The sequence below is a fragment of the Amycolatopsis sp. NPDC114478 genome (assembly GCF_055633805.1).
The window spans coordinates 486,953-512,909 of record NZ_JBVKDO010000005.1 but is presented as its reverse complement, the minus strand read 5'-3'; the positions used below and the strand labels follow the sequence as shown (position 1 = coordinate 512,909).

The window sequence follows — 25,957 nt, the reverse complement described above, 5'->3', positions numbered from 1 at the left end:
ACTCCATCCATGGCACCGAACAGCTCCGCCACCCGGCCCAAAGCCGAGCTGGACCTCGCCGACCAGCTCGGGCACGAGCTCGTGCGCCTGGTCCGCCTGATCAACAAGGCGAAGTCCCAGGTGTCCAAGCAGGGTCCCGACGGCATCGAGCGGGCGGCCTACGCGATCCTCTTCACCCTCATCCACGAGGGCCCGCAGCGGACCAGCAGGCTCGCCGAGTCACTCCACTCGGAGATCTCCACGATCAGCCGGCAGTCGAGCTCACTCGTCCAGCACGGCTTGGTCGAACGCCAGGCCGATCCCGAGGACGGCCGGGCGTGCCTGCTCGCGCCGACGACCGAGGGCATGCGGGTGTTCGAAGAGAACCGCAAGCAGCGCAACCAGTGGCTGGCCGACGTGCTCGGGGACTGGACCGAAGGGGAGATCCAGACCCTGAACACGCTGTTCGGCCGGCTCAACACAGGTATCGAGAACCACTCTCCACAGCTGGCCGACGCCCAGGCGTCCGCCGCTGCTCCGGCCAAGGGGGCCAACGCATGAGTTCCACCACCGAAGCTCCGGCCCTGCCCGAGGTGGGCCAACCACCCCGGCTGAGCCACCGCCAGATCGTCACGATCCTGAGCGGCCTGATGTGCGGCATGTTCCTCGCCGCGCTCGACCAGACGATCGTCGGTACGTCGATCGTCAAGATCGCCAACGACCTGCACGGGTTCGACCTGCAGGCGTGGGCGACCACGGCGTACCTGATCACCTCGACGATCGTCACGCCGATCTACGGCAAGCTCTCCGACATCTACGGCCGCAAGCCGTTCTACCTGGCCGCGATCACGATCTTCGTCGCCGGTTCGCTGGCCTCGGCCTTCGCGCAGTCGATGTACCAGCTGGCCGCGTTCCGCGCGGTGCAGGGCCTCGGCGCCGGCGGCCTGATGTCGCTGGCCATGACGATCCTCGGCGACATCGTGCCGCCCCGGGAACGGGCCAAGTACCAGGGCTACATCCTCGCCGTGTTCGGCTTGTCCACCGTGCTGGGCCCGGTTCTCGGCGGCTTCTTCGCCGGCATCGAGCACGCCGGCAGCATCTTCGGCTACGACATCCACGGCTGGCGCTGGGTCTTCCTGATCAACGTCCCGATCGGCGTCATCGCGCTGTTCGTCGTCGCCCGCGTGCTGAACGTGCCGCACGTCCCACAGAAGCACAAGATCGACTGGTGGGGCGCCCTCGCTCTGGTCGTCGCGGTCGTGCCGTTCCTGATCGTCGCCGAGCAGGGCCAGAAGTGGGGCTGGGGCGACGGGAAGTCGATCCTCTGCTACGTCGTCGGCGGCGTCGGCGTGATCGCGTTCATCGCGATCGAACGGTGGATGAAGGACGCCGCGCTGATCCCGCTGCGGCTGTTCAAGAACTCGACGTTCACCGTGGCGATCATCGGCGGTGTCATCGTCGGTGTCGCGATGTTCGGCGCGATCACGATGATCCCGCAGTTCATGCAGGTCGTGCAGGGCTACACGCCGACCGAGTCCGGGTTGCTGATGCTGCCGCTGATGGCGGGCATCATGACCAGCTCGATCGTGTCCGGCCGGCTCACCGGCAAGACCGGCCGCTACAAGATCTTCCCGATCGTGGGCACCCTCATGATCGCCGCCGGTGCGTTCTTCTTCGCGCAGGTCAAGTACGACTCGCCGCTGTGGCACCCGCTGGTCGCGGCCGCCATCATCGGTCTCGGCCTCGGCCAGTGCATGCAGACGCTGATCATCGCGGTGCAGAACGCCGGCCCGCGCAGCGACATGGGCGTCTCGACCGCGTCGGCGACGTTCTTCCGCCAGATCGGTGGTACCGCCGGTGTCGCGATCTTCCTGACCGTTCTGTTCAACACCCTGCTGCCCAACATCACGAAGGCGTTCGGCGGCAAGCTGCCAGCCGGCGCCGGCGGGAGCATCGGCAACCTGTCCGAGAACACCAGCGTGATCCAGTCCCTGCCGGAGGGGATCAAGACGCCGATCCTGATCGGCTTCACCGACTCGATCACCACGGTGTTCTACATCGCCGGCGCGGTGGCCCTGCTGGCCACGATCGTGCTCCTGTTCATGAAGGAGATCCCGCTGACCAACGCGGCCCCGGCCGCGGCGGCCATGGAGGGCGGCGAGGCGCTGCTCGAGGCGGACGACCACGCGGACGAGCCGACCGAGATCGTCGAGCCGGTGCGCCCGGTCGACCGTGAGCCCGCCCTCGTGGGCGGCGGCAAGCACGCGCTGAGCAACGGGCACGGCGACTACCAGGCCGTGTCGGGTGCGCTGCCGATCACGAACTCCGTCGCGGACGCCGAGCTCGACGTCCCCGTCGGCGCGGGTGGCGTGCCGGTGACCGGCCACGTCCGCCGTCAGGACGGCAGCCACGTTTCGGGTGCGGCGCTGACCCTGATCGACCAGCGCGGCCGCCAGGTCGCGCGGGCCACCGGCGCCGCGGACGGCAGCTACTCGGTGCCCAGCCAGGGCCCGGGCGCTTATGTCCTCATCGTGTCGGCCCACGGCCACCAGCCGCAGGCCTCCAGCGTCGTGATCAGCAACGGGCCGGCGACGGTCGACGTCACGCTCACCGGGTCCGGCGAGCTGACCGGCACCGTGAAGGCCGCGGCGACCGGCTCGCCGCTGGCGAACGTCACGGTGACGCTGACCGACGGCCGCGGCGAGGTGAACGGCGCGTTCATCACGACCACGGACGGCACCTACGCCTTCGTCGGGGTCGGCGCCGGGGCCTACACCCTGGTCGCCAGTGGCCCGGGCTACCGGCCCGTCGCGGTGATGCTGACCGTGCCCGACAGCGGCGTGCTGCGCCACGACGTCGAGCTGTCCAGCTCGGTGCAGCTGGCCGGCGTCGCGCGGACCGAGGGCGACCGGGTCGTCCCGGACGCGCGGATCACCGTGCTCGACGCCGAGGGCAACGTCGCCGCCGTGGCGCGGACCGACGCCGAAGGCCGGTACCTGGTCAGCGACCTGCCCGCGGGCGCGTACACCGTGGTCGCGAGCGGCTACCCGCCGGCGACCAGCCAGGTGGAGCTGACCGGCGGCGAAGCGGACCACGACGTCCGGCTGAGCTACGACCAGGCCCTCGACGAGCTGGTCGACCGGTCATGAACGGGTTGCGCGCGACCTTCCGCACGGCCGAGGGGTGGGCGGTGGAGCACGCGGTGCTCACCGTGACCGACCCGGCCGGGCGGCAGGTCGCCCGCCAGGCGGCCGACGTCCGCGGGGAGGTCGTCACCGACGCCCTCCCGGCGGGCACGTACACCGCCGTCGTCACGGCGGCCGGGTACACCCCGGTCGCCCGGATGACGCAGATCGCCTCGGACGGCTCCGGCTCGCTCGGCGACGTCGTGCTGGCCCCGGTCGCCGAGGCGATCGACCTGCCGCCCGCCGGGCCGTGGGTGATCGACCCGATGCACTCGTCGGTGGTCGCGACCGCGCGGCACCTGGGCATCGCGAGCATCAAGGCGCGGTTCCCGGACGTGTCCGGCCGGATCGAGATCGGCCGCCCGGCCGAGCGGTCGTCGGTGCACGCCGAGATCAAGGCGGCGAGCATCGACACGAACATCAAGATGCGCGACGACCACCTTCGCTCGCCGGACTTCCTCGACGTCGACGTCCACCCGGTGATCACGTTCACGAGTACCGGCATGCGCCAGCGCGGCGTCGACTCGTGGACGCTGGTCGGCGACCTCACGCTGCACGGCGAGCGCCGCGAGATCGAGCTCGAACTGACGTACGGCGGCTGGGGCCCGGACCCGTGGGGCGGCGTGCGCGTGGCGTTCCACGCCGAGACGACGCTGCACCGGAACGACTTCGCGATCAACTACAGCGCGATGGTCCGGGCGGGGGTCGCGGCGGTCGGTACGACCGTGAAGGTCGAGCTGGACGTCGAAGCGGTGCAGGGCGAGTCGCTGCCGCAGTTCTGAGCCCGCGTTCGGGAAGGCCCTCTCACCGCTGGTGAGGGGGCCTTCACCGTTCGTAGAACCGGAACGATCCGGACAGCCCGATTCGACCGTTCGCCGTGGGGTGTTCACCTGGGCCACGTAGGCTCCGGGTGTGAACGTCGTGAGCATCGAGGCCGCGGGCGTCGGCGTGAGCTGGCTGGACACCGCCGGGCCGCTGCTCGTGTGGGTGATCGTGCTGAGCTTCGTGCTGGTCGAATGCGCGCTGATCATCGGGCTGTTCCTGCCCGGTGATTCGCTGCTGTTCGGGGCCGGCGTGGTGCTGGCCCAGCACGGTTCGGACGCGAACGCGTGGTTCCTGTCGGGAGCCGCGCTGATCGTCGCCGTCCTCGGCAACCAGATCGGCTACTACATCGGCCGCGGCAGCGGGACGAAGCTCATCGCGCGCCGCGACGGCAAGGTCCTGAACCGGCACAACCTGGAACGCGCGCAGCGGTTCCTGGACCGGAAGGGCTTCTTCGCGATCGTGGCGGCCCGGTGGATCCCGTGGATCCGCACGCTGGCGCCGCTGATCGCGGGCGCGGCCCGGATGGACCCGCGCCGCTTCATGGCGGCGACGGCGCTGGGCGGGCTGCTGTGGGTGCCGACGCTGGTGCTGCTGGGCTACTACGGCGCGGGGCTGCTGGACGCCCTGCCGTGGCTGAAGACGGCGGCGCTGTGGATCAGCATCGCGTTCTTCGTGTTCGGCACGGGCTACGGCGTGCTCCGCTACCGCCAGGAGATGCGCCGCCCGGTCGACGAACGCGACGACGCCCGCGCCTGAGCGGTCAGAGCTCCGGGTCGGTCCAGATCTCGAGCTGGATGCCGTCCGGATCGCGGAACACCACGACCTGCGAACCCTCGAACGTCCGCGACGGCGCGGCCGGCAGGTACGACACCCCGAACTCCGCGAGCCGGCACTCCCATTCGGCCAGCTCGGCGGTCGACTGCACCCGGAAGGCGACGTGCTCGAGCCCGGTTCTGCGCTCGTCGAACCCGCGTCTGCCGGTGTCCGCGTGCTGGACCAGCACCACGGAGAACTCGTCCCCGGCGGACCGGAGCACGACCTTCCGCAGCCCCGTGTCCGGCTCTTCGCGCCGGGTGACCTCCTCGAGGTCGAGGACGCGCACGTACCACGGCACGCTGCGGTCCACGTCGGTCACGGTGAGCGCGAGGTGGTGCACGGACATGAGTTTTGCCATGGCTTCCGAAGCCGTCCTTTCGAGTGGCGGCTCCCCAGAGTTGCACAGCGTTCGACAGTCGAAACCGAGGTGACCAAGTCCGCGTCCGATCGTGATCTCGTCGTCTCCGGGCGTCTCATCCTTCGGAAACAACCTACCGCCGGTCACCCCCGTCTTACGGATGGTGACCGGCGGTGACGTCGATCACCCCCGCTCGGCCAGGCTCCTCGCCCGGATCCGGTCGAGCGTGGTCAGGCGCCCTTCACGGTTGATGCGCCGGGTGGTCACCCGGTCGGGGTAGCAGCGGGTGAACATGTTCGTGAAGTGCGTGCCGTAGTGGATGCACTCGTCGCCCCCGGCCAGCGGGCGGACAGCGGCGCCGAACGACGGCTCGTGGAAGTACGCCATCGTGTACCGCTCGCGCGTCGCGAGCCGGACCTTGTGCGGGGTCGACAGCAGCCGGCCGCCGGTGAGGAACTGGAGGATGTCGCCGGGGAAGACGGTGAACACCCGCGGCTCGGGTTCGACGAAGTGCCACGGCTCCTCGTCCTGGTACATCCCGGCCGTGCTCTCCTCCGGCAGCCAGTTGCGGTTGCGGGCCTCCCCGGGCACCGGCGGCCGGATCGAGAGGCCACCGACGTCGTCCTGCGCGGCGATCACGAGCAGGCCGTAGTCGGTGTGCGCGCCGATCCCGCGTTCGGTCGTCGCGGACCGGGCGGGAAACCGCAGCACGCGCATGTGGTGCCAGCCGTCGCGGGTGAGCCCCGTCAGCCGGTCGATGTCGACCTCGAGACCGAGTGCGACGAGCTTCAGCAATTTCTCCCCGATTTCCCCGACCTCGTGGAGATAGTTTTTCATCGCCGTCCGGTAGTCCTCGTCCGGCCAGGGCACCGGACCGTGGCACGGCCAGGCCTCGGTGACCCGGGTGTCGGTGAGCGGGACATCCGGGCAGACGGTGAAGATTTCGGAGTAGTCGGCTTCGCCCGCGGTCACTTCTTCCCCGGACGCGATGTAGCCGCTATAGGTCAGGTCGCTGACGAACTTCGCCTTTTCCGGCAAGGGTCTGGCGAAGAACCGGCGGCTCGCAGCAAGCGCTTCCCCGGTGCTCCGGTCCTGCTCCGTCGTGGCGGCGACCTGGAATATCCCGTCGGTCTCCCAGGTGCGGATCAGCTGACGGCCCAGAATTCGATCAACGGTCGTCCCGCTCACCGAATCAGGGAGTTCGAACGTGTGCAACGCGGTCATTTCCTGTTCACCTTTCGCGCGGTTTCGGGAACGTTCACCACACGAATAGCAGGAATTGCCGGTTCAAAGGGATCAGCGGCCGCCACCGACGTCGAGCACCGCTCCCGTGGTGAACGACGACGCCGGCGACAGCAGGAACAGCACCGCTTCGGCGATCTCGGCCGGCTGGCCGGCGCGCCCCATCGGGATCTGCGGCGCGTACTTCGCCATCCGGTCCGGCAGGCCGGCGGCCTCGTGCAGGCCGGTGTGGATCATCCCGGGCGCGACCGCGTTGACCCGGACGCCCTCGCCCGCGACCTCCTGGGCCAGCCCGAACGTCAGCGTGTCGACGGCGGCCTTCGACGCCGCGTAGTGCACCCACTCCCCGGCCGAGCCGGTGCGCGCGGCCGTCGAGGAGATGTTGACGATCGCGCCGCCGTGGCCGCCGTACCGCGTCGACATCCGGCGGACCGCCTCGCGGCAGCACAGGAACACCCCGGTCACGTTGACGTCGAGCGTGCGCCGGACGACATCGACGGCGTAGGAGTCAAGCCGCCCGGGCGTGTTGCCGACGATCGCCGCGTTGTTGACCAGCGCGGACACCGGCCCCAGCTCTGCGGCGGCGTCGAACAGCGCGCGGACGTCGTCCTCGACGGAGACGTCCGCGCGGACCGCCAGCGCCTGACGGCCGGCCGCACGCACCCGCGAAGCGACCTCCCGCGCGGGCACCGGGTCACCCGAGTAGTTCACGACGACGTCGTAGCCGCGCGCGGCCGCCAGCGTGCAGATGGCGGCGCCGATGCCCCGGCTGCCGCCCGTGACGATGAGGGTCAAATCGCGAAGTTCGCCAGCGGCAGGTTCTCCAGCACCAGGTCCGCGCGGTCGCGCGTCTGCGAGATGAGGTCGGCGTTGCGCTGGTCGGAGCCGAGCGCGCGGCGGCGGGCCTCGACCAGGGAACGGCCGTACCGGCGGTGGCGCGACACCAGCCGTTCGATCCGCTCGGGCTCGTCCGGTGCGAGGAACCACGCCTCGGTGAGCAGCGGCCGGATGCCGCTCCACGGGTCGTCCGGCAGCAGCAGGTAGTTGCCCTCGGTGATCACCAGCTGGACCTCCGGCGGCACCGCGACGGCCCCGGCGATCGGCTCCTCGATCTCGCGGCGGAACTCCGGCGCGTACACCGTCTCGCGGCCTTCGGCGAGCCGCTTGATCATGTGGAAGTAGCCGGCCGCGTCGAACGTGTCGGGCGCGCCCTTGCGCTCGGTGCGCTCCAGCCGGCGCAGCTCGACCTGCGCGAGGTGGAAGCCGTCCATGCCGACCACCGCGGCGCGCGAGCCGAGCGCGTTGGCCAGCGCCCACGCGAGCGTGGTCTTGCCCGACGCGGGCGCGCCGATGATGCCCAGCACGTTGCGCTGCCCGCGCACGGTCAGGCCCTCGGCCCGGGCCAGCAGGTCGTCGAACGCCGTCATGTCCTGTTCCTTCCTGCGATCGCGGTCGTCCACGACCGCGGTCCCACATGCCGCACCCGTTCGGCGGCCACCTCGTTGGCGAAGCGGATCCGGGCCGTCACCGTCGGTTCGCGGGCCACGGCGACGGCGAAGGCGCCGTGCCAGACGTCGCCCGCACCCAGTGTGTCCCGCGCTTCCACGTCGGCGACAGGCACCTCACCCGAGCCGCCGTCCGCAGTGGACCACCGCACCGGCCCGGGGCCCGCGGTGGTGATGACGGTGGGGACGCCGCGCGCGTGCAGCCCCGGTTCCGGCGCGGTGAAGTGCGCGGAGCAGGCGGCGACGTCGACCAGCGGCAGCAGTTCGTCGAGCACGGGCTTCCAGCTCCCGGCGTCGAGCACGACCGGCGCTTCGGTTCCCCGGGCGACGGCCAGCGCGAGTTCCGGGTAGTGCCCGTCGACCAGCACCACGTCGGCTTCCGGGAGCGTCGCCTTCACGGGGAACTGGCGTTCGGCGGCGTTGCGGGCGACGACCGTGCGCTCGCCGTCGCGCTCGCGGACCGCCACCGCGCTGAGCGGCGGCGGGTCGGTCAGCTCGGGGGCCAGGTCGATCAGCCGGACACCACAGGCCTCGAGGTCGGCGCGGGCGAGCGCGGCCAGCGGGTGTGCACCGAGGACGGTCAGCAGGGTCGCCTCGGCGCCGAGCGCGGCCGCCGTCACCGCGGCGTTCGTCGCGGGCCCCCCGGCCGCGACGTCCACCCGCAGCGACTGGACCTTCTCGCCCGGCGCCGGAAGCTCCTCGACCCTCTGCACGACGTCCACGGTGCACAAACCCGCCAGCAGCACTCTCACGTCAAGCCGGCCACGTGGGTCGCGGCGGCGGCCTCTTCCACTTCGCCGTTTTCGTTGAGCCGCAACGCACCCGTGAGCAGGCCGACGACCTGGTTCATCGAGTGCGTCTTCGGCGAGACGACCGCGACGCGCTTGCCGAGGCGGTGCACGTGGATGCGGTCGGCGATGTCGAAGACGTGCGGCATGTTGTGGCTGATCAGCACCACCGGCAGGCCGCGGTCGCGGATCCGGCCGATGAGGTCGAGCACCTTGCCGGACTCGGCGACGCCGAGCGCGGCGGTGGGCTCGTCCATGATCACGGCCTTGGTGCCGAACGCGGCCGCGCGGGCCACGGCGACACCTTGGCGCTGACCACCGGACAGCGTCTCGACGGGCTGGCTGATCGACTTGATGTTGATGCCCAGCTCGTCGAGGATCCGCTGCGCCTCCGACCGCATGGTCGCGGTGTCGAGCTTGCGGAACAGCCCGAGCGGTCCCTTGAGCCGCTTTTCCCGGCCCAGGAACATGTTCGACGCGATGTCGAGCGCGGGCGCGACGGCGAGGTCCTGGTACACCGTCTCGATCCCGTAGTGCCTGGCGTCCAACGGGGACTTGAAGTGGACGGTCTTGCCGTCCACTTTGATCTCGCCCTCATCGGGGATCACCGCGCCGGACAACGCTTTGATGAGCGACGACTTCCCGGCGCCGTTGTCCCCGACCACGGCGAGCACCTCGCCGGGGAGCAGGTCGAAGTCGGCGCCGTCGATGGCGGTCACCCGGCCGTAGCGCTTGACCAGCCCACGGGCTTGCAGGATGGGTTCGGTCATGACTGCTGCTGCCTCCTCGCGATCCGGTCGACCACGACGGCGGCGATGAGCAGGGCCCCGGTGGCGAGGTCCTGGTAGTTGCCGTCGACGTTCATCTGCGTGAGGCCCGACCGCAGCACGGCCACGACCAGCGCACCCATCAGCGTCCCGAGCACCGAACCGCGGCCGCCGAAGAGGCTCGTCCCGCCGAGGACGACGGCGGTGATCGAGTCGAGGTTGCCGAGCTGGAACTGGTTCGGGTCGGCGTTCGGCGTCCGGCCGAGCGCCTGCCAGGCCGCGATGCCGAACGTCAGCCCGGCCACGATGTAGACCGACAGCACCGTGCGGTTGACCTTGATCCCGGACAGCCGCGCGGACTCCGGCGCGTTACCGACGGCGTAGACGTGCTTGCCCCACGCCGTTTTCGTGAGCGCGTACCAGACGCCGAGGTACATCAGCAGCGCCAGCGTCATGCCGTAGGTGATCGGGATGCCACCGAAGAGGTAGCGCTTGGTGCCGAGCCACTGCAGCACGCCGTCGGTCACCGGCACGGCCTGGCCGCCGGCGATCAGCTTCGACACCGCGGTCAGCATGGTGAACGTGCCGAGCGTGATGATGAACGCCGGGAGCTTGATCCGCGTGGCGAGGCCGCCGATGAAGAGGCCGACGATGATCGTCAGGACGACGCCGGCGAGCAGCGCGACGAAGCCGTTCGTGCCGGCCGCGGCGAGCTTCGCCATGATCAGCGTCGCGACGACCATCGACGACGCGTTGGACAGGTCGATGCCCGCGATGAGGATGACGAGCGTCTGTCCCAACGCGAGCGTCCCGACGACCAGCGACTGCTGGACCACTGTGGACAGGTTGTCGAGGTCGAAGAACGTGTCCGTGGCCACCGAGAACACCACGATCGCGACGACCAGCGCGAGCGCCGGGCCGACCGCGGGCGCGCGGAGCAGGAAGTCGCCGAGCGACTCACGCTCCTTTGTGGACACTGCGGTTGCCGTCGTCACTTCGCGCCTCCCCAGCAGTTCTGCAGGCCCCAGGCGGAGTCGTGGCTCTCGATGCCGGGCAGGGGCTTGTCGGTGATCACGGCGGAACCGGTGTTCACGAAGCCGGAGGGCTTCTTGCCGGTCTTGGCGTACTCGACGGCCGCGAGCACACCCTGCTCGGCCATCTTCTTCGGGAACTGCATGACGGTGGCGGCGAACTGGCCGTCCTTGACGTTCTGGACGCCTTCGCAGCCGCCGTCGATCGAGCCCATCACGATCTGCCCGGTGAGCCCACGCGCCTTCAGCGCCGCGTACGCGCCGCGGCCCATCGGCTCGTTCATCGAGTAGACGGCGTTGATGTCGGTGCTGCGCTGGAGCAGGTTCTCCATGCCCTGCTGGGCGAGGCTCTGGTCGCCGTTGGCCGCGGTGTGGCCCTTGATCTCCGGCGAGCCGTCGGTCAGCCCGATGCCCTTGAGGAAGCCGCCGTGGCGCTGGGTGTCGACCGAGCTGCCGGCGGTCCCGTCGACCATCAGCAGCTTCGGCGGGACGCCCTTGAGCGAGGCCTTGACGTAGGCGCCCTGCTGCTGGCCGGCCGCGAAGTTGTCGGTGGCGAACGTGGCGTCGACGGCGTCGGCCGGTTCGGTGGCCGTGTCGAGGGCGATGACCAGGACGCCGGCGTCGCGGGCGTCCTTGATCGCCTTGAGCACGCCGGTCGACGAGCTGGGCGTGATGAGGATGGTGTTCGCGCCCTGCTGACGGAGGTTCTCGATAGCGCGGACCTGGCCGTCGTTGTCGCCGTCGAACTGGCCGGCGAGGGCGCTGAAGTCGGCGCCGTTGGCCTGCGCGGCCGCTCTCGCGGCGTTGCGCAGCTCGACGAAGTACGGGTTCGTATCGGTCTTGGTGACGAGGCCGACCTTGGCCTTGCCGCTCCCGCCGGTGTTGGTGTTGCCGCCCCAGTGGCGTTCGACCGTGCAGCCGGTCGAAGCGGCGAGGACGGCGGCCAGCACGACTGCGGTGAGACTTCGCTGTCTCATGGGTTCCCACCCTTTGTTCGTGTCGAAGCTTGCCGATGGTCGGGAAGGTAGACAGACTGCACCGTGGACGCAAGCGTTTGCGCAAACGCTTGCCGGAAAGGATTGGCATGCCCCAGCCGAGATCATCGCGGCCGACCCAGCGGGACATCGCCGAGCTCGCCGGCGTCTCGATCACGACCGTCTCGCACGTCGTCAACGGGACGCGGGCGGTCGCCGAGGACACCAAGGCGGCCGTCCTGCGGGCGATCGAGACGACCGGCTACACCGGCGACGCGATCGCGCGTTCCCTGGTGACCGGCGGGACGCGGTCGATCGGGATGGCGATCTCGCTCGTGGCCAACCCGTACTTCGCGACGCTGATGCAGGCGATCGAGCGGGAGGCGTCGGCGCACGGGTACACCGTCCTGCTGGCCGACACGCACGACACCGCGGACACGGAGCGTGACACCGTGCGGGCGCTGCGCTCCCGTCGCGTCGACGGCCTGCTGATCACGCCGGCGCCGGGCGACGGGCCGGTGATCGGCGAGCTGGTGTCGCTGGACGTGCCGACGGTGCTGATCGACCGGCTGACCACCCGGACCGACGTCGACCAGGTGGGCACGGAGAACATCCAGGCGACCTCGGCGCTGACGGCGCACCTCGGGACGCTCGGGCACCGGCGGATCGGGATGATCAGCGGCGCGCCCGGGCTGTCGACGAGCGAGGAGCGCGTCCTGGGCTACCGGCTGGGGCTCGGCCGGTCCGGGCTGACGTGGTCGTCCGAGCTCGTGGCCTGCGGGAACTCGTCGCACGAGGGTGGCTCGCTGGCGTTGAGCACGCTGCTGGCGCTGCCCGAGCCGCCGACGGCGCTGGTCGTCGGGAACGACAGCATGATGGTCGGGGTGCTGCACGAAGCCCGGCGGCGCGGCCTGCGCATCGGCCGCGACCTGCCGGTGGTGGTCTACGACGACGTCGAGTGGGCCGACCTGGTCGACCCGCCGCTCACGACGATGGCGCAGCCGATCGAGGAGATCGGCCGGCAGGCGGTGCGGCTGTTGCTGGCCCGGATCAACGACCCCGCGCGCAAGGCCGAGACGGTCCGGCTGGCACCCACTCTGCGTCATCGTGAGTCCTGCGGCTGCCCGTCGGTTCACTCACATCAGTGATTCTGGAGTTTTACCGGCACGGCGTGGAGGTTCAGCGGATACGTTTCGGCTGAGCGTCTGCGAGGGCTTATGACCGCACTTTCGCCGGAGCTCCGGTTGTGGGACCCCCCGGTCACCTACCGGATCGGCGTCGCGATGGGTGTGCACGCGAACCCCTACTCGGGTGAGCTGCTGCGCTCGATCAGAGCAGCCGCGGCCCAGGCCGGCTGCGACGTCACCCTGGCCGACACCGGCGACACGGACAGTGAAGCGGCCGTGGTCCGCGCGCTCCGGGCGGACCTCGTGGACGGCGTGCTGCTGGTGCCGTCGGCGGGCGCCGAAGCGGTGATCAACGGCCTGGTCCGGATGGGCGTCCCGACGGTCCTGGTCGACCGGGTGGCGGCGCGCAACGACGTCGACCAAGTGGGCACGGAGAACGTGCACGCGGTGGCGTCGCTGGTCCGCCACCTCACCGAGCGGCGGCACCGGAAGATCGGGTTCATCTCGGGCGAAGAGAGCTTGGAGACCAGCCGCGAGCGCGTCCGCGGCTACCGGCTGGGGCTGGAGCAGGTGGGGCTGCGGTTCAACCGCGAGCTGGTGGAGTGCGGGTTGTCGACATCGGGCGGAGCGGCCCGCGCGACGGCGAAGCTCCTGGACAGCTGGCCCTCCCCGACGGCGCTGGTGGTGGCGGACGAGTCGATGCTGGTGGGCGTCCAGTACGAGGCCCACCGCCGCGGCATCCGCATCGGCGCGGAGCTGGCGGTGGTCGGCTACGGCGACATGGAGTGGGCCCGCCGGGTGAGCCCGCCGGTGACGACGCTGGCCCAGCCGGTCGCGGACCTCGGCCGCCGGGCGGTGCAGCTGCTGTTGTCCCGGATGGCGGACCCGGACCGGCCGCCGGAGTCGGTGTCGCTGACCCCACGCTTCCTGCACGGAGCCTCCTGCGGCTGCTGACCGGACAGACGGTCACCTCCGGAGGCGTCCAGAACTGATTCGCCCGCGGCGGGAGGATGGCGGGGTGGTCAGACTCGCGCACACCGCCCAGCTGCCGGCCGCCGACCTGCTCGCCGTGCGGGCTCTGCTCGAAGGCGCGTTCACCGACTTCGATCCACCGGGCTGGGAAAACACCCTCGGCGGCCTGCACGCCCTCACCTTCGACGGCGACGAGCTGATCGGCCACGCCTCGCTCGTGCAGCGCCGGCTGCTGCACGGCGACCGCGTGCTGAACACGGGCTACGTCGAGGGCGTCGCGGTGCACCCGGACCACCGGCGGCGCGGGGTCGCGAGTGCGTTGATGGCGGCGATGGAGGAGCTGCTGCCCGGGTACGAGGTGGGCGCCCTGAGTGCGACCAGGGCCGGGGCGCCGCTGTACGCGGGCCGCGGCTGGCAGCTCTGGCGCGGGCCCACCTTCGCGTTGACGCCGTCCGGAGTCCAGCGCACCGAGGACGACGACGGCGGTGTCTACGTCTTCCCCGGCCGGGGAAGACGTAGACCTCGACGGGGAGCTAACCGCCGACTGGCGGGCCGGCGACGTCTGGTGACAGCGTCGCCGCGGCTTCGAGGAGCATCCAGCCGCCCACCTGGACCGACATGTCCCGCTCCGGGGCGTCTTCCGGCAGGGGCGACGCCGGTGCCGGGCGGTCCCAGTACGCGCTGAACACCGGGCCCGGCGCCGCGCCCGACCAGCACGCCTCCGCGGAGTCGAGCACCAGTGAACGGGCGATCACGGCTTCCGGGCCGGGCAACGCCCGCGCCGCCAACGCCAGGTAGCGCGCCAGGATTGCCGCGAACAGCCCGCCGTCGCCGCCGCTCTGGCCGCGGATCACGCCTCCTGGAGCGCAGTGCGAAGCCACCGCGCGGACCGTGCGGGCGGCGGCGTCCATTGAGGACAGTTCGAGGCACGCCCCGAGGTAGACCCCCTGGCAGTACGTGTAGATGTGCTTGACCAGCTCGCCGGTGTCCGTGCGAATCCCGTCCCACACCAGGCCGGTAGCCGGATCGACCAAAGTGGACGTCATCCAGTCCAACAGCGAACGGGCCCGGTCGAGGTTCCCCGACCGCGCGTGGAAGATCGCCGCCGGGCCGTTGGCCGGGGCGTTCTTGAACTCGTCGCCGACGCGCCACCAGATGCCGCCGCCCGCCGCGGCCGTCCAGCCCGACAGCAACTGTGTGTCGATCGCCGCCACCGCCGGGCCGGTGTCGATCCCTAGCGAAGAAACCCGTTGCAGCGCAAGGCCGAGCCACGCGATGTCGTCGTAGTACTCGTTCGTCCAGCGGCCGAAGTTGCGCAGCCGCACCGAACGCGCGAACGACCGGATCAACGCCAGCCGTTCGGGTGAAGCAGCCCGCAGCTGCGCGTCGACGAGCGTGTCCAGCAGGTGTGCCTGCCACCAGTAGTTCCAGTGCCAGTGCAGCCGCTGGCCGAGCGACGGGGGCCAGCCGCTGCGGCCGAGGACCGTGCCGGGCAGCCCCCACACCCGGCGCAGGTGCCGCGAAGTCACCGCGCGTTCGGCGGCCGAGACGTCCATGTCGCAATCGTGCCTTGCCCATCGACATACCGCTCGGTATGTTGGGCTGTCATGACGACGGCCCACGTGACCTGCCCGCTGTGCGAAGCCACCTGCGGACTCGAGGTGACGCTGGATGCGAACCAGCGGGTCACCCGGGTGCGGGGGGACGAGAACGACGTCTTCTCGAAGGGCTACATCTGCCCGAAGGGCGCGTCGCTGGGAGCGCTGCACCACGACCCCGACCGGCTGACCGCGCCGCTGCTCAAGCGCGACGGCGAGTTCGTCGAGGTCAGCTGGCAGGAGGCCTACGACGAGATCGACCGCCGCCTCCCGCCGATCCTCGAGGAGCACGGCCGGGACGCCGTCGCCGTGTACGCGGGCAACCCCGGCGTGCACAACATCGCGCTGACGCTCTACGGCCGTGTGCTCTACAAAGCGTTGGGCACCAAGAACTTCTACAGCGCGACGTCGGTCGACCAGATGCCGAAGCACTACTCCGCCGGCACGATGTTCGGCGACCCGCTCGCCATCCCCGTGCCCGACCTCGACCGCACGCGCCACCTGCTGATCCTCGGCGCCAACCCGCTCGTCTCCAACGGCAGCCTGATGACCGCGCCGGACATCCGCGGCCGGCTGCGCGGGATCCGCGACCGCGGCGGCAAGATCGTCGTCGTCGACCCGCGCCGCACGCGCACCGCCGCGTTCGCCGACGAGCACCACGCCATCCGGCCCGGCACCGACGCGCTGCTGCTGTTCGCGCTGGTCAACGTCCTGTTCGCGGAGAACCGCGTCGCACCCGGACGGCTGGGAGAGCACCTCAACGGCCTCGACGACGTCCGCGAACTGGCCCAGCCGTTCACCCCGGAAGCCGTCGCGCCGCGCACGGGCATCGACGCGGCCGAGATCCGCCGGATGGCGCTCGAGCTCGCCGCCGAGAACGCCGTCGTCTACGGCCGGATCGGCACCACGACGCAGACGTTCGGCACGGTCGCGAGCTGGCTCGTCGACGTCCTCAACGTGCTCACCGGCAACCTCGACGCGCCCGGCGGCGCGATGTTCCCGCTGGCCGCGTGCCAGCCGACCGGGAACCGGCGGCCGTTCGCCGTCGGGCGGTGGCACAGCCGCGTCCGCGGCTACCCCGAGGTCGTCGGCGAACTGCCGGTCGCGACGCTGGCCGACGAGATCGAAACCCCGGGCGACGGCCAGGTCCGCGCGCTGATCACGGTCAGCGGCAACCCGTGCCTGAGCACGCCGAACGCCGGCCGGCTGGCCGCGGCCCTCGAGGACCTCGACTTCATGATCTCGGTCGACGTCTACCTCAACGAGACGTCCCGCCGGGCCGACGTCATCCTGCCCGGCCCGTCACCGCTCGAGCGGCCGCACTTCGACCTGGCGTTCTACCAGCTCTCGGTGCGCAACGTCGCGAACTGGACGCCGGCGACGCTGCCGTCGGAGCTGCCCCAGGAGTGGGAGACGATGCTGCGGCTCACCGGCATCGTCACCGGTCAGGGGCCCGAAGCGGACGTCGCGGCGCTGGACGACTTCGTCGCCGCCGAAACCGCGCGCCGGAACAAGCTCGACGTCACCGGTGAGCGCACCGGGCCCGCGCGGCTGGTCGACCTGCTGCTGCGCGCCGGGCCGTACGACGTCACGCTCGCCGACCTCGAAGCCGCGCCGCACGGAGTGGACTTCGGGCCGCTGAAGCCGCGGATCCCCGAGGTGCTGTGCACGGCGTCCGGCCGGATCGAGCTGGCGCCGCCGGAGGTCGTCGCCGACGTCCCGCGGCTGCGTGACGAGCTGGCGAAGCCGGCCGACGACGGCTTGGTGCTGATCGGCCGGCGCCACCTGAGCTCGAACAACTCCTGGATGCACAACCTCGAGCCGCTGATCCGCGGCGGGAACCGCTGCACGGTCCTGGTCCACCCGGCCGACGCGACGCGCCTGGGCCTCACCGACGGCGCGCTGGCGTCGGTGACCTCGCGCGCGGGCAAGCTGGAGGTCCCGGTGGAGGTGACGGACGAGGTCAGGCCGGGTGTCGTCAGCATCCCGCACGGCTGGGGCCATGACGTCGAAGGGGCGCGGACCCGCGTGGCGAGCGCGAACCCGGGCGTCAACTCGAACCTGGTCGCGGACGAGACGCTGCTCGACGTGCCGTCGGGGACGTCGGTGCTGAACGGCATCCCGGTCGAGGTCGCCCCCGCCTGACGCTTGACACCGGCCCGGGTCCGAGAGGATTCTCAGCCAGGCATGTTGACGTCAACATCGATCATCGGACATCGGAGTTCGCATGACCCGCCTTCGTCGCTGCCTGCGTGTCCTCCTGCTCGCCGTCCTCGCGGCACCCCTGCTCACTGTTCCGCCGGCGTCCGCCGCGACGAACGCCTTCCGCGGCGTGAACTGGGCCGACGCCCGCGACAACTACGTCGACGGCTGGGTCATCCCGACCGGGCTCACCGCGGGTGACAGCTACGACGTCGTCCGCACCAAGGCGGACGGCATCATCACCGGCTTCCAGCAGCAGCTCGGCGCGAACACCGTGCGGCTGCCGATCAACCCGCAGAGCGTGAATTCGGACTGGTGGGCGCGGTACAAGGGCGCCGCCGACTCCGCGCTGGCGCACGGCATGAAGGTCATCTTCGGGTACTGGGAAGCGAACAAGGACGGGTTCGTCGACGACGTCACCGCGTGGAACACCATGTGGGACAAGGTCACCGGCGACTACGGCGGCAACGGGAACGTCTACTTCGAGCCGATGAACGAGCCGTTCGGCTACAGCCTGAGCTCCTGGGTGTCGCTCTGCTCGACCTGGCTGTCCCGGCACTCGGCCATCCCGCGCGGCCGGGTGCTGATCAGCGGCACCGGCTACAACGACAACGTCACCGGCGTCGGCGCGGCGAGCGCGTTGAGCGGGACGCTGCTGTCGCTGCACTTCTACGGCTTCTGGGCCTCGGACACGACCCGCTCGGCGTGGACGACCAACCTCAGCAACCGGCTCGGGTCGTACTCCTCCCGCACGATCATCGACGAGGCCGGCGCCCCGATGACGACCGGGCTGGACTACTCCGCGGGCCACCAGGACGGCAACAACTTCACGGCGTACTTCGCCGCCACCACCGATCTCGCGCGGTCCCGGCAGATGGGTGTCGTCTACTGGGCCGGCCTGCGCTCCGGCGACACCTACTCGATCACGCGGCAGAGCGGCAGCGGCCTGGCGACGAACAACGCGTCCGGTGTCGTGCAGCTGCGCTGGGGATGGGGGCTCTGACTACCAGGCCGTCGACAGGTCGGCGTGCTGCCGGACCCAGGCGTGCATGACGATCCCCGCCGCGACGCCCGCGTTGATCGACCGCGTCGTCCCGAACTGGGCGATCGACACCGTCAGCGCCGCCGCTTCCCGCGTACCCGCGGACAGCCCCGGCCCCTCCTGGCCGAACACCAGCACGCACTCGCGCGGGATGTCCGCCGTCTCGACCGGCTCGGAGCCCGGGGTGTTGTCCACCGCCACGACGGCGAGGCCGTGTTCCGAGGCGAACGACACCAGCCCGGAGACGTCGTCGTGGTGACGCAGGTGCTGGTAGCGGTCGGTCACCATCGCGCCGCGGCGGTTCCAGCGGCGGCGGCCGACGATGTGCACCTCCGCCGCCGCGAAGGCGTTGGCCGTGCGGACCACCGTGCCGATGTTGTGGTCGTGCTGGAAGTTCTCGATCGCGACGTGGAACGGGTGCCGCCGGCGGTCCACATCGGACACGATCGCCTCGCGGCGCCAGTAGCGGTACGCGTCCACGACGTTGCGGCGGTCGCCGTCGCGCAGCAGGTCCGGGTCGTACCGCTCGTCCGACGGCCACTCACCCGGCCACGGGCCGACGCCGACCTCTTCGCGGCTCACCCACTCGGTGGGTCCGGCGTCCGGGGAGGTGCTCACCCCCCGATTGTCGCCTAGCCCAGGCGGACGCGGTGCGTCCGGGCGTCCTCGCTGTGGTCGCGGTGGCGCCAGCGGTAGTAGACGCCGATGTAGGAGTACACGACCACCGCGATCGCGACGACGCCGATCGCCGGCAGCCACGCCCGCGGGAACACCGTGTCGTAGAGGTAGTAGGCGTTGAACCCGCCGGGCAAGTCACCGAGGCCCTGCTGGTGCCGGAAGTAGTTCTCCAGCGCGGTGAACGGGCACGGCACCGGCGCCACGTTGACCAGGACACCCCAGGTCACGCCGAGCAGGTGCACGAAGATCAGCTTGGGCCAGCGCCAGGCGACGAAACCGCCGAAACCGATGAGCAGCAGGGCCAGGATGTGTACCGCGACAGTCACGTCCGCCAGGAACTTCGCCACCGCACGCCCCCTTCACCGAACCCCCTACCAGCGACTTTACTCCGCTGATCGGATTCGGCCGCCCCCTAGAGTGCCCGGCTGTGTGATGTTTAACCCAGCGGAGCAACCCGTTCACCCTGGCGGTGACGGAGGCGTTACACCCGGTGGGAACTCCGGCGGGCGCTTCGCGGGGTACTGCGTCGGCTCCTCGCGCGGGTAGGGGTGCGGCTTCTTCCACGGCGGTTGGTGCCCGGGCCGGTCCGGCGGCTCGTCGGGCTTCGACGGCTCTTCCACACTTCGACGGTACGCCGGATCAGCTGACCCGGTCGGACGGCGCGGGTGCCTCGTCGCCGGGCAGGTGGACGTCGCTGACGTTGATGTTCACCTCGACGACCTGCAGCCCGGTCATCTGTTCGATCGAGGTGACGACGTTGCGACGCACCGACCGCGCGAGGTCGGCGATGGCGACGCCGTATTCGACGAGGATCTGCAGGTCGACAGCCGCCTGCTTCTCGCCGACCTCGACCGAGACGCCCTGGCCGGCGCTGGCCGACGCGCCCGGGATGCGGTCACGCAGGGCGCCGAACGCCCGCGCGGCGCCGCCCCCGAGGTCGTGCACGCCGCTGACCTCGCGCGCGGCGAGGCCGGCGATCTTCTGCACGACGGTGTCGGCGATCGTGGTGGTGCCCTGCTTGGTGACGAGGGCGGTGGCTTCTTTGGACGTCACAGCGGTCTTCTCGGCCGTCGCGGTCATCGTGATTCCTCCCTGAACGTGCTGAGCCCCAAGGCTTTTCGTAGGTAAGGACCCCGGGGACGGGAGAGGATCACTGTGACGTGGGTCTCCCGAAGGCCGCGCCGTCGAGGTCGGTCACGACCAGCCGGAGCCGCGCGCCTTCCCACTTCGTCCCGGCCAGCACCGGGCGCACCGCCGCCGCGGCCTGCTCCAGCAACGGCGGGAGCGGCAGCCGCGTGGCGATGAGCCGGATCTGGACGACTTCGGCCGAGAGGTCGACGGCTTGGCCGGCCCAGTCCACCGGCAGCCACGTCGTCTCGGGCGAGATCGGGGTCGCCGGGCGGAGACCGGCCACGGTTTCGAGGGCGCCGACGATCTTCTCGACGGCTTCGGCGCCGGTCACCGCGGCTCGATGTCCAGGATGGACACCGAAACCCCGTCGACGGCCAGCCCGGTCTGCTCGGTCACGAACCGGCCCACCGAACGCTGCACCGCCCGGCCGACCGCGGCCGCCTGGTCGGCCGCCGACGTGACCAGGTCGACCTCGACGCTCACCCGGCCGTCCGCGGTGCGGACCCGGACGCCGTCCGCCGGCGCCGGGTCGAGCCCCTTCCAGCGCTGACGGGCGGCGCGCGTCCACGCCGTCACCAGGCCGCGCAGGCCCGGTTCGAGCCGCACGACGCCGGGCGTCGTGATCGCCGCCTTCGCCGCCACGCTGGCGATCACCGGATCGGCGATGACGTACTCCACGCTCATTCCCCTGGCTCCCCGACCGTGTCTTCCTCGAAGATGTCGTCAACCAGCAGGTCGAGCTTCGCCAGCGTCAGCCCGACCCGGGCCGCCGCCGCGGCGCTCACCCGCTCCCGCACCAGCGCCAACGCCTCACCGCCGGTAGCGTTCCGCAGACTCACCGCGAGGGTGAGTTCGACTTCGACGCCCCCCGCGGCGAGCGTCCGGACCCGGCAGCGCCGCGCCCGGACGCCGTCGACCGTGTCCGCCGCGTACCGCAGCACGGCCGCGACGGCCTGCTCGCTGATCTCGACGAACCCGGGTTCCGGGGTCGGCAGCGCCACCATCGAGCCGCGCCGCACCTCGGCCCGCACAGCGGACATGATCCGGCTGAACAAGGCAGGTGGCACGTCGTCCTCGGCCACCACCAGTTCCGACGTCGCTTCCCGCAGCGCCAGCAGGCTTTCGCGCGCGGCGCGGCAATGCGGGCAGGTCAGCTCGTGCTCGTCGGCCAGCCCGGCGCCGACCGCGTCGAGCCGCTCCCACACCTGCTCGACGTCGCGTTCGCAGGGCAGTTCGTAGTCCGTCATCGCCATGGCTTCATCACCTCCGCCAGCTGGGCTCTGGCCCGCGCGATCCGGCCGCGGACCGCGGTCGCGTTCGCGCCGACGACTTCGCCGATCTCTTCGTAGGACCGGCCGTGCACTTCCCGGAGCAGCCAGCACGCCCGTTGCTCGGGCGTCAGCTGGTCCAGCGCCGCGTTCAACGCGGCGAGCTGGCCGCTCACCTGGGCGGCCCGCTCCGGCTGCAGGTCCGCCCGCGGCGACTCGGCGGTGTCGAGGTCGACGTCCGCCTGCGGCTTGCGCGCGCGGATCGCGTTGAGGCAGCGGTTCGTGGTGGCCCGGTAGAGCCAGCCGACGAACGCGGCGTCGTCCCCGAGCTGGCCGAGCTTGCGCCAGGCGTTGAGGAACACCTCCTGCACGACGTCCTCGGCGTCGCCGCGGTGCGAGAGCATCTTCACGGCGAGCCGGAACATCGGGCCCTGGTACCGCAGCACGAGCTGCTCGTAGGCCCGGACATCGCCGTCTTTGGCGCGCCCGACGAGGGTCACGTCGTCGAGCGGCGTAGCGGTTGTCGTCACGGCACCTCCTCGGGAGGAGGACACCGGCGGGCGGGAAACGTCACGGGGTGATTGTCGGTGACCTGAGTCACCGCGGCGACTCAGTCGAGGCCGAGGTCGTCCTTGCCGAGGACGTACCGGTACTCCAGGCCTTCCTTCTCGATGGCCTCCCGCGCCCCGGTGTCGCGGTCGACCACCGTCACCACGCCGATCACGTTCGCGCCCGCTTCACGCAGGGCCGCGACCGCTTCGAGGACGCTGCCGCCGGTCGTCGAGGTGTCCTCGACCGCCAGGACGCGCTGGCCGCGGACCTCCATGCCCTCGATGCGGCGCTGCATGCCGTGTTCCTTGACGGACTTCCGGACGACGAACGCGTCCAGCACCACGCCGTCGTTCGCCGCCGAGTGCAGCATCGCCAGCGCGACCGGGTCGGCGCCGAGCGTCAGGCCGCCGGCCGCCACGTAGTCCCAGTCCGCCGTCAGCTGGCGCAGCAGCTTGCCGATCAGCGGCGCGGCCGCGTGGTGCAGCGTCGCGCGCCGGAGATCGATGTAGTAGTCGGCTTCCTTGCCCGACGCCAAGGTCACTTTTCCGTGCACCACGGAAAGATCGGTGACCAGCCTGGCCAGTTCGAGTTTCGCCGCTTGATCCAACCCGGGGTTCGCCACGGCCGAGAGTCTTACACACGACCGTTCTCACTCCCCGATGGATGTGGCGTCGACCGCACGCCCGCGCGTCGCCGCCCAGGCCGGGACCAGGATCGCGACGAGTGAAAGCACCACGGCGATCGCGAGCACCACCAGGTAGACCGCGAGCGGACCGGACGGCAGCGGCGATCCGCTGACCACCAGGCAGAACGGCACGATCGAGCCCGCCGCGACGAGCGTCCCGAGCAGCACCGCGATGGTCGCGATCAGCCCGCCTTCGACGCCGGCCATCCGCAGCACCTGGCCGCGGGTGAACCCGCTCAGCCGCTGCAGCCCGAACTCGCGTCGCCGCCGCGAGGTCGCCATCACCAGCGTGTTCACCACCGAGATCACCGTGTACGCGATGATCATCCCGACGAGCAGGTAGTTGACCCACGCGCCGACCTCGTTGCCCTTCGCGTGCGCCGCGATCAGCGCGTCCCGGTCACCGATGGAGACCGGCAATCCCGCTGTTGCCTCGCGAAGCCGCGAAGTCAGCGTCGCCGTGTCGACGCCGTCGGCCGCGCGCACCAGCAGCTGCGGCGCGAGCCCGGTCGTCGTGTGCGGCGCGAGCAGCCCGGCGGGCAGCACGAGCTTCTCGAACCCGGCGCGCTGCCGCACGACGGCGGCCACCCGCACGTCCACCGGCGAGCCGTCGCCGAGCCGCAGCGACAGCGTGTCGCCGACGTGGTGGCCAAGCGCGTCCGGCACCTCGACGGCGTTCCCGCTCAGCTCGCTGACGCCCAGCGCGGGCCAGCCGTCCTTGTCCACGTGGGAGTCGAACGGCTTCTCGATGAACACGGTGCTCGTGACGTACTCCGAGGCGCTGGCGACCCCTGGGGTCGCACGCACGCGGCCCAGCACCGACGGGTCCAGGCCGCCCGGGCCGGCGACGACGGCGTCCGCGCGCAGGTCCTCGGTGTACGCCTGGTTCGAGACGGCTTCCTGGGTCGTCTGCAGGTAGATGTTGGCGGTCGCGATGCCGACCGCGAGCATGATCGGGGTGACCGCGCCCGCCGTCCGCACCGCGCCGACGCGGGTGTTGCGCAGCGCGATCCGGCCGGTGACGCCGCTGAGGGCCTGGACCGGCCAGCGCAGCAGCATCGCCGTCACCTTGGTGACGCCCGGGCTGATCGCCGCCAGGCCGAACGCCCACAGCATCACCGCCGGACCGGCCGTGCTGGCCGCGACCGGACCGGTCATCACGGCGACCGTGACGATGGCCAGCGCCGTTCCGCCCGCGAAGCACAGGATGGCGGTGATCACCCGGATCGGCGTCAGCCAGCGCCGTTCGACCGCCGCCTCGGCGAGCGCCTCGGTCGGGCGGACCTTCGAAGCCCGCCGTCCGGCCACGAAGGACGCCGCGAAGACGGCCAGCAGCGACGCGCCCGCGGCGACCGTCGCCGGGAGCCAGCCCTGCTCGAACCGCAGCACGTCCGGCACGACGTGGTTGGCCGCGAGCTGGTCGAACAGCCAGTTCCCCAGCACCGGCCCGAGCACGACCGCGACGGCGACCGCGAGCAGCCCGACGACGAGCGCCTCGCCGAGCACCATCCGCCGCAGCTGCCGCGGGGTCGTGCCGATCGCGCGCAGCAAGGCGAGTTCGCGCTGGCGCTGCTGGGTCGACAGCGTGAGCGTCCCCGCGACGACGAACACCATGACCAGCGCCGACAACCCGCCGGAGACGGCGGCGAGCACGATCAGGTTCTCGCCGCTCTTGCCCACCTCGGGGAACTCCAAGGCACCGCGGTCGGCGCCGGTCGTCACGACCCCGGCGTCACCGACGACCGCCGACACCGCGGCCGCGTCCCCGCCGAAGACGCCGATCGCGTCGAACTGCCCAGGGTGTCCCGAGAGCCTCTCCGCGTCCGAAGCCGCGAAGAACAGCGCCGAGTCCCGCATGGACCGAGGCGCTTTCGCGACGCCGGACACGCGGTACTGACCGATGGTGCCGTGCGCCGCGACGGGCAGAGTGGTCCCGGCGGCGATCCCCATGTCGGCGTCAACGACCACTTCACCCGGCTTCGGCGCTTCGCCCGTCAACGCGTACGGCGTCAAGGCGGCGGAATCCCACGCGTGCCCGAGCGCGCTCGCCGCGCCGAGCTGCACCGGGAAGCTGACCTCGCCGACCACGTTCGTGACGCCGGGGACCGCGCGCAGGCGGTCGGCCAGCGCCGCGTCGACCCGGACGCGTTCGGGCAGAGTCGCGTTCTTGTACTTGTGCTTGTCCTCGGGGCCGAGGGTCGCCGGGTCGTCTTCGGGCACCGCAAGCGTTTGCTGCCCGCCGACGACGATCGGCGCCGCGGCCAGCCGCTGCACCGGCGTCTCCGACCGGATGCCCGTTTCCATCAGGCCACCGCACGCCGAAACGATCAGCGCGCCGAAGAACACGGCGACGAACGTCGCCAGGAAGCCGCCCTTGCGCAGGCGCAGCGTCCGGAGCGCGAGCTTGAACATCAGGCCGCCACCCGGCCCCACGCGCCGAGGTGGGTCATCCGCTCGGCGACGGCTTCCGCGGTCGGCCGGTCCAGGCGCCCGGCGATCCGGCCGTCGGCCAGGAACACGACCTGGTCGGCGTAGGACGCGGCGACCGGGTCGTGCGTCACCATGATCACCGTCTGGCCGGACGAGGAGACGGAGTCGCGCAGCAGGCCGAGCACGTCGGCGGCCGTGCGGGTGTCGAGCGCGCCGGTCGGCTCGTCGGCGAACAGCACGGCGGGGTCGGTGACCAGGGCGCGGGCGATGGCGACGCGCTGCGCCTGCCCGCCGGAAAGCTGTCCGGGCAGGTGCTTGCGGCGCCCGTCCAGCCCGACGTGCGCGAGGATCCGCGCGACGAGCCGCTTGTCCGGGCGCTTGCCGGCCAGCTGCAGCGGCAGCACGACGTTCTGCTCGACCGTCAGTGCCGGGAGCAGGTTGAACGCCTGGAAGACGAACCCGACGCGGTCGCGCCGCAGCTTCGTCAGGTAGGTCTCGTTCTTGCCGTCGAGGTCCTGGCCGTCGAGCACGACCCGGCCCGACGTCGGCCGGTCGAGCCCGGCCGCGCAGTGCAGGAAGGTGCTCTTGCCCGACCCGGACGGTCCCATCACCGCCGTGAACCCGCCGCGCGGGAACGAGATCGAGACCCCGTCCAGCGCGACCACGCCGCCGTATTCCTTGCGCACGGCCTCGAGCCGAACCGCCTCTGTCGTCATGCGGAAAACGCTATTGAGGCAGCCCCCGGATCACCCTGGTGCGCGCGTGCGTCTTGGGGGTGGGGACAGCCCTACTCAGAGGCTTA

General features: G+C 71.2%; 27 protein-coding genes and 1 pseudogene. 9 read left to right on the top strand and 19 right to left on the bottom strand.

Annotated features, from left to right (window positions below; all coding sequences use genetic code 11):
• The first annotated feature begins 9 nt into the window (after window positions 1–9).
• From ACZ7OH_RS18430 to ACZ7OH_RS18415, 4 genes are all read left to right on the top strand, one after another.
• On the top strand, window positions 10–540 hold the full coding sequence (locus ACZ7OH_RS18430) for a MarR family winged helix-turn-helix transcriptional regulator (protein WP_400896940.1): 531 nt from the start codon (window positions 10–12) through the stop codon (window positions 538–540).
• On the top strand, window positions 537–3,128 hold the full coding sequence (locus tag ACZ7OH_RS18425; protein WP_470281839.1) for an MFS transporter: 2,592 nt from the start codon (window positions 537–539) through the stop codon (window positions 3,126–3,128). The genes ACZ7OH_RS18430 and ACZ7OH_RS18425 overlap by 4 nt, the downstream gene beginning before the upstream one ends.
• The gene (locus tag ACZ7OH_RS18420; protein ID WP_470281838.1) at window positions 3,125–3,946 is read left to right on the top strand and encodes a YceI family protein; all 822 of its coding nucleotides are present in this window, start codon (window positions 3,125–3,127) and stop codon (window positions 3,944–3,946) included. Before ACZ7OH_RS18425 ends, ACZ7OH_RS18420 begins: the two co-directional genes overlap by 4 nt.
• Before the next feature lie 130 nt (window positions 3,947–4,076).
• Window positions 4,077–4,745 (top strand): DedA family protein, encoded by a 669-nt coding sequence (locus tag ACZ7OH_RS18415; RefSeq protein ID WP_354813747.1) that lies wholly within the window; start codon window positions 4,077–4,079, stop codon window positions 4,743–4,745.
• A gap of 4 nt (window positions 4,746–4,749) precedes the next feature.
• Here ACZ7OH_RS18415 and ACZ7OH_RS18410 read toward each other — a convergent pair whose 3' ends face one another.
• From ACZ7OH_RS18410 to ACZ7OH_RS18375, 8 genes are all read right to left on the bottom strand, one after another.
• Window positions 4,750–5,163 carry a VOC family protein gene (locus ACZ7OH_RS18410; protein ID WP_400896948.1) on the bottom strand — a complete coding sequence of 138 codons (414 nt, stop codon included), beginning with the start codon at window positions 5,161–5,163 and terminating at the stop codon, window positions 4,750–4,752.
• A 183-nt stretch (window positions 5,164–5,346) separates the two neighbouring features.
• A complete protein-coding gene (locus tag ACZ7OH_RS18405; RefSeq protein ID WP_470281837.1) occupies window positions 5,347–6,387 on the bottom strand; it encodes a 2OG-Fe(II) oxygenase family protein in 1,041 nt (346 codons plus the stop codon).
• A gap of 72 nt (window positions 6,388–6,459) precedes the next feature.
• On the bottom strand, window positions 6,460–7,200 hold the full coding sequence (locus ACZ7OH_RS18400) for an SDR family oxidoreductase (protein WP_470281836.1): 741 nt from the start codon (window positions 7,198–7,200) through the stop codon (window positions 6,460–6,462).
• Entirely contained in the window at window positions 7,197–7,832 is a 636-nt protein-coding gene (locus ACZ7OH_RS18395; protein WP_086862402.1) for a nucleoside/nucleotide kinase family protein, read from the bottom strand. Before ACZ7OH_RS18395 ends, ACZ7OH_RS18400 begins: the two co-directional genes overlap by 4 nt.
• The gene (locus tag ACZ7OH_RS18390; protein ID WP_470281835.1) at window positions 7,829–8,662 is read right to left on the bottom strand and encodes a PfkB family carbohydrate kinase; all 834 of its coding nucleotides are present in this window, start codon (window positions 8,660–8,662) and stop codon (window positions 7,829–7,831) included. Before ACZ7OH_RS18390 ends, ACZ7OH_RS18395 begins: the two co-directional genes overlap by 4 nt.
• Entirely contained in the window at window positions 8,659–9,468 is an 810-nt protein-coding gene (locus ACZ7OH_RS18385; RefSeq protein WP_470281834.1) for an ATP-binding cassette domain-containing protein, read from the bottom strand. The genes ACZ7OH_RS18390 and ACZ7OH_RS18385 overlap by 4 nt, the downstream gene beginning before the upstream one ends.
• Window positions 9,465–10,460, bottom strand: coding sequence for an ABC transporter permease (locus ACZ7OH_RS18380; protein ID WP_470281833.1), 996 nt, complete (start codon window positions 10,458–10,460; stop codon window positions 9,465–9,467). Before ACZ7OH_RS18380 ends, ACZ7OH_RS18385 begins: the two co-directional genes overlap by 4 nt.
• Window positions 10,457–11,473, bottom strand: coding sequence for a substrate-binding domain-containing protein (locus ACZ7OH_RS18375; protein WP_470281832.1), 1,017 nt, complete (start codon window positions 11,471–11,473; stop codon window positions 10,457–10,459). The genes ACZ7OH_RS18380 and ACZ7OH_RS18375 overlap by 4 nt, the downstream gene beginning before the upstream one ends.
• Window positions 11,474–11,580: 107 nt before the next feature.
• Here ACZ7OH_RS18375 and ACZ7OH_RS18370 point away from each other — a divergent pair, with 107 nt between their 5' ends.
• From ACZ7OH_RS18370 to ACZ7OH_RS18360, 3 genes and pseudogenes are all read left to right on the top strand, one after another.
• Window positions 11,581–12,618, top strand: a complete 1,038-nt coding sequence (locus ACZ7OH_RS18370; protein ID WP_470281831.1) for a LacI family DNA-binding transcriptional regulator — start codon at window positions 11,581–11,583, stop codon at window positions 12,616–12,618.
• A gap of 69 nt (window positions 12,619–12,687) precedes the next feature.
• The gene (locus ACZ7OH_RS18365; protein ID WP_470281830.1) at window positions 12,688–13,551 is read left to right on the top strand and encodes a LacI family DNA-binding transcriptional regulator; all 864 of its coding nucleotides are present in this window, start codon (window positions 12,688–12,690) and stop codon (window positions 13,549–13,551) included.
• 64 nt (window positions 13,552–13,615) lie between these two features.
• A pseudogene (locus ACZ7OH_RS18360) lies at window positions 13,616–13,930 on the top strand (GNAT family N-acetyltransferase); the annotation flags it as partial.
• Window positions 13,931–14,102: 172 nt separating this feature from the next.
• Here ACZ7OH_RS18360 and ACZ7OH_RS18355 read toward each other — a convergent pair.
• Entirely contained in the window at window positions 14,103–15,125 is a 1,023-nt protein-coding gene (locus tag ACZ7OH_RS18355; protein WP_470281829.1) for a glycoside hydrolase family 76 protein, read from the bottom strand.
• A 51-nt stretch (window positions 15,126–15,176) separates the two neighbouring features.
• Between ACZ7OH_RS18355 and ACZ7OH_RS18350 the strand changes: the two genes are divergently transcribed.
• Window positions 15,177–17,312, top strand: a complete 2,136-nt coding sequence (locus ACZ7OH_RS18350; protein ID WP_470281828.1) for a molybdopterin-dependent oxidoreductase — start codon at window positions 15,177–15,179, stop codon at window positions 17,310–17,312.
• Window positions 17,313–17,394: 82 nt separating this feature from the next.
• Window positions 17,395–18,372 (top strand): cellulase family glycosylhydrolase, encoded by a 978-nt coding sequence (locus ACZ7OH_RS18345; RefSeq protein ID WP_470281827.1) that lies wholly within the window; start codon window positions 17,395–17,397, stop codon window positions 18,370–18,372.
• On the opposite strand, the gene ACZ7OH_RS18340 is transcribed toward ACZ7OH_RS18345, so the two are convergent.
• From ACZ7OH_RS18340 to ACZ7OH_RS18295, 10 genes are all read right to left on the bottom strand, one after another.
• A complete protein-coding gene (locus ACZ7OH_RS18340) occupies window positions 18,373–19,029 on the bottom strand; it encodes a TrmH family RNA methyltransferase (protein ID WP_470281826.1) in 657 nt (218 codons plus the stop codon). It abuts the gene before it with no gap.
• A 14-nt stretch (window positions 19,030–19,043) separates the two neighbouring features.
• Complete coding sequence (locus ACZ7OH_RS18335) at window positions 19,044–19,436, bottom strand: DUF2784 domain-containing protein (protein WP_470281825.1); 393 nt, start codon at window positions 19,434–19,436, stop codon at window positions 19,044–19,046.
• 292 nt (window positions 19,437–19,728) lie between these two features.
• Complete coding sequence (locus ACZ7OH_RS18330; protein ID WP_470281824.1) at window positions 19,729–20,169, bottom strand: Asp23/Gls24 family envelope stress response protein; 441 nt, start codon at window positions 20,167–20,169, stop codon at window positions 19,729–19,731.
• A gap of 70 nt (window positions 20,170–20,239) precedes the next feature.
• Window positions 20,240–20,551, bottom strand: a complete 312-nt coding sequence (locus tag ACZ7OH_RS18325) for a hypothetical protein (protein ID WP_470281823.1) — start codon at window positions 20,549–20,551, stop codon at window positions 20,240–20,242.
• Window positions 20,548–20,904 (bottom strand): Asp23/Gls24 family envelope stress response protein, encoded by a 357-nt coding sequence (locus ACZ7OH_RS18320; RefSeq protein WP_470281822.1) that lies wholly within the window; start codon window positions 20,902–20,904, stop codon window positions 20,548–20,550. Before ACZ7OH_RS18320 ends, ACZ7OH_RS18325 begins: the two co-directional genes overlap by 4 nt.
• The gene (locus tag ACZ7OH_RS18315; protein ID WP_470281821.1) at window positions 20,901–21,473 is read right to left on the bottom strand and encodes an anti-sigma factor; all 573 of its coding nucleotides are present in this window, start codon (window positions 21,471–21,473) and stop codon (window positions 20,901–20,903) included. Before ACZ7OH_RS18315 ends, ACZ7OH_RS18320 begins: the two co-directional genes overlap by 4 nt.
• A complete protein-coding gene (locus ACZ7OH_RS18310) occupies window positions 21,464–22,018 on the bottom strand; it encodes an RNA polymerase sigma factor (protein WP_470281820.1) in 555 nt (184 codons plus the stop codon). The genes ACZ7OH_RS18315 and ACZ7OH_RS18310 overlap by 10 nt, the downstream gene beginning before the upstream one ends.
• A gap of 80 nt (window positions 22,019–22,098) precedes the next feature.
• Entirely contained in the window at window positions 22,099–22,662 is a 564-nt protein-coding gene (gene pyrE / locus ACZ7OH_RS18305) for an orotate phosphoribosyltransferase (RefSeq protein WP_400896990.1), read from the bottom strand.
• Window positions 22,663–22,689: 27 nt separating this feature from the next.
• Entirely contained in the window at window positions 22,690–25,137 is a 2,448-nt protein-coding gene (locus ACZ7OH_RS18300) for an ABC transporter permease (RefSeq protein ID WP_470281819.1), read from the bottom strand.
• Window positions 25,137–25,871, bottom strand: coding sequence for an ABC transporter ATP-binding protein (locus ACZ7OH_RS18295; protein WP_400896994.1), 735 nt, complete (start codon window positions 25,869–25,871; stop codon window positions 25,137–25,139). Before ACZ7OH_RS18295 ends, ACZ7OH_RS18300 begins: the two co-directional genes overlap by 1 nt.
• Window positions 25,872–25,957: the final 86 nt, after the last annotated feature.

What these genes read in the sequence shown, in the direction of transcription:
- ACZ7OH_RS18420 (WP_470281838.1), top strand. Translation starts at nt 3,125, where the DNA reads ATGAACGGGTTGCGCGCGACCTTCCGCACGGCCGAGGGGTGGGCGGTG.
- ACZ7OH_RS18385 (WP_470281834.1), bottom strand. Translation starts at nt 9,468, where the DNA reads ATGACCGAACCCATCCTGCAAGCCCGTGGGCTGGTCAAGCGCTACGGC.
- ACZ7OH_RS18300 (WP_470281819.1), bottom strand. Translation starts at nt 25,137, where the DNA reads ATGTTCAAGCTCGCGCTCCGGACGCTGCGCCTGCGCAAGGGCGGCTTC.
- ACZ7OH_RS18370 (WP_470281831.1), top strand. Translation starts at nt 11,581, where the DNA reads ATGCCCCAGCCGAGATCATCGCGGCCGACCCAGCGGGACATCGCCGAG.
- ACZ7OH_RS18365 (WP_470281830.1), top strand. Translation starts at nt 12,688, where the DNA reads ATGACCGCACTTTCGCCGGAGCTCCGGTTGTGGGACCCCCCGGTCACC.
- ACZ7OH_RS18315 (WP_470281821.1), bottom strand. Translation starts at nt 21,473, where the DNA reads ATGGCGATGACGGACTACGAACTGCCCTGCGAACGCGACGTCGAGCAG.
- ACZ7OH_RS18350 (WP_470281828.1), top strand. Translation starts at nt 15,177, where the DNA reads ATGACGACGGCCCACGTGACCTGCCCGCTGTGCGAAGCCACCTGCGGA.
- ACZ7OH_RS18430 (WP_400896940.1), top strand. Translation starts at nt 10, where the DNA reads ATGGCACCGAACAGCTCCGCCACCCGGCCCAAAGCCGAGCTGGACCTC.
- ACZ7OH_RS18330 (WP_470281824.1), bottom strand. Translation starts at nt 20,169, where the DNA reads ATGACCGCGACGGCCGAGAAGACCGCTGTGACGTCCAAAGAAGCCACC.
- ACZ7OH_RS18395 (WP_086862402.1), bottom strand. Translation starts at nt 7,832, where the DNA reads ATGACGGCGTTCGACGACCTGCTGGCCCGGGCCGAGGGCCTGACCGTG.
- ACZ7OH_RS18355 (WP_470281829.1), bottom strand. Translation starts at nt 15,125, where the DNA reads ATGGACGTCTCGGCCGCCGAACGCGCGGTGACTTCGCGGCACCTGCGC.
- ACZ7OH_RS18375 (WP_470281832.1), bottom strand. Translation starts at nt 11,473, where the DNA reads ATGAGACAGCGAAGTCTCACCGCAGTCGTGCTGGCCGCCGTCCTCGCC.
- ACZ7OH_RS18320 (WP_470281822.1), bottom strand. Translation starts at nt 20,904, where the DNA reads ATGAGCGTGGAGTACGTCATCGCCGATCCGGTGATCGCCAGCGTGGCG.
- ACZ7OH_RS18410 (WP_400896948.1), bottom strand. Translation starts at nt 5,163, where the DNA reads ATGGCAAAACTCATGTCCGTGCACCACCTCGCGCTCACCGTGACCGAC.
- ACZ7OH_RS18295 (WP_400896994.1), bottom strand. Translation starts at nt 25,871, where the DNA reads ATGACGACAGAGGCGGTTCGGCTCGAGGCCGTGCGCAAGGAATACGGC.
- ACZ7OH_RS18425 (WP_470281839.1), top strand. Translation starts at nt 537, where the DNA reads ATGAGTTCCACCACCGAAGCTCCGGCCCTGCCCGAGGTGGGCCAACCA.
- ACZ7OH_RS18345 (WP_470281827.1), top strand. Translation starts at nt 17,395, where the DNA reads ATGACCCGCCTTCGTCGCTGCCTGCGTGTCCTCCTGCTCGCCGTCCTC.
- ACZ7OH_RS18405 (WP_470281837.1), bottom strand. Translation starts at nt 6,387, where the DNA reads ATGACCGCGTTGCACACGTTCGAACTCCCTGATTCGGTGAGCGGGACG.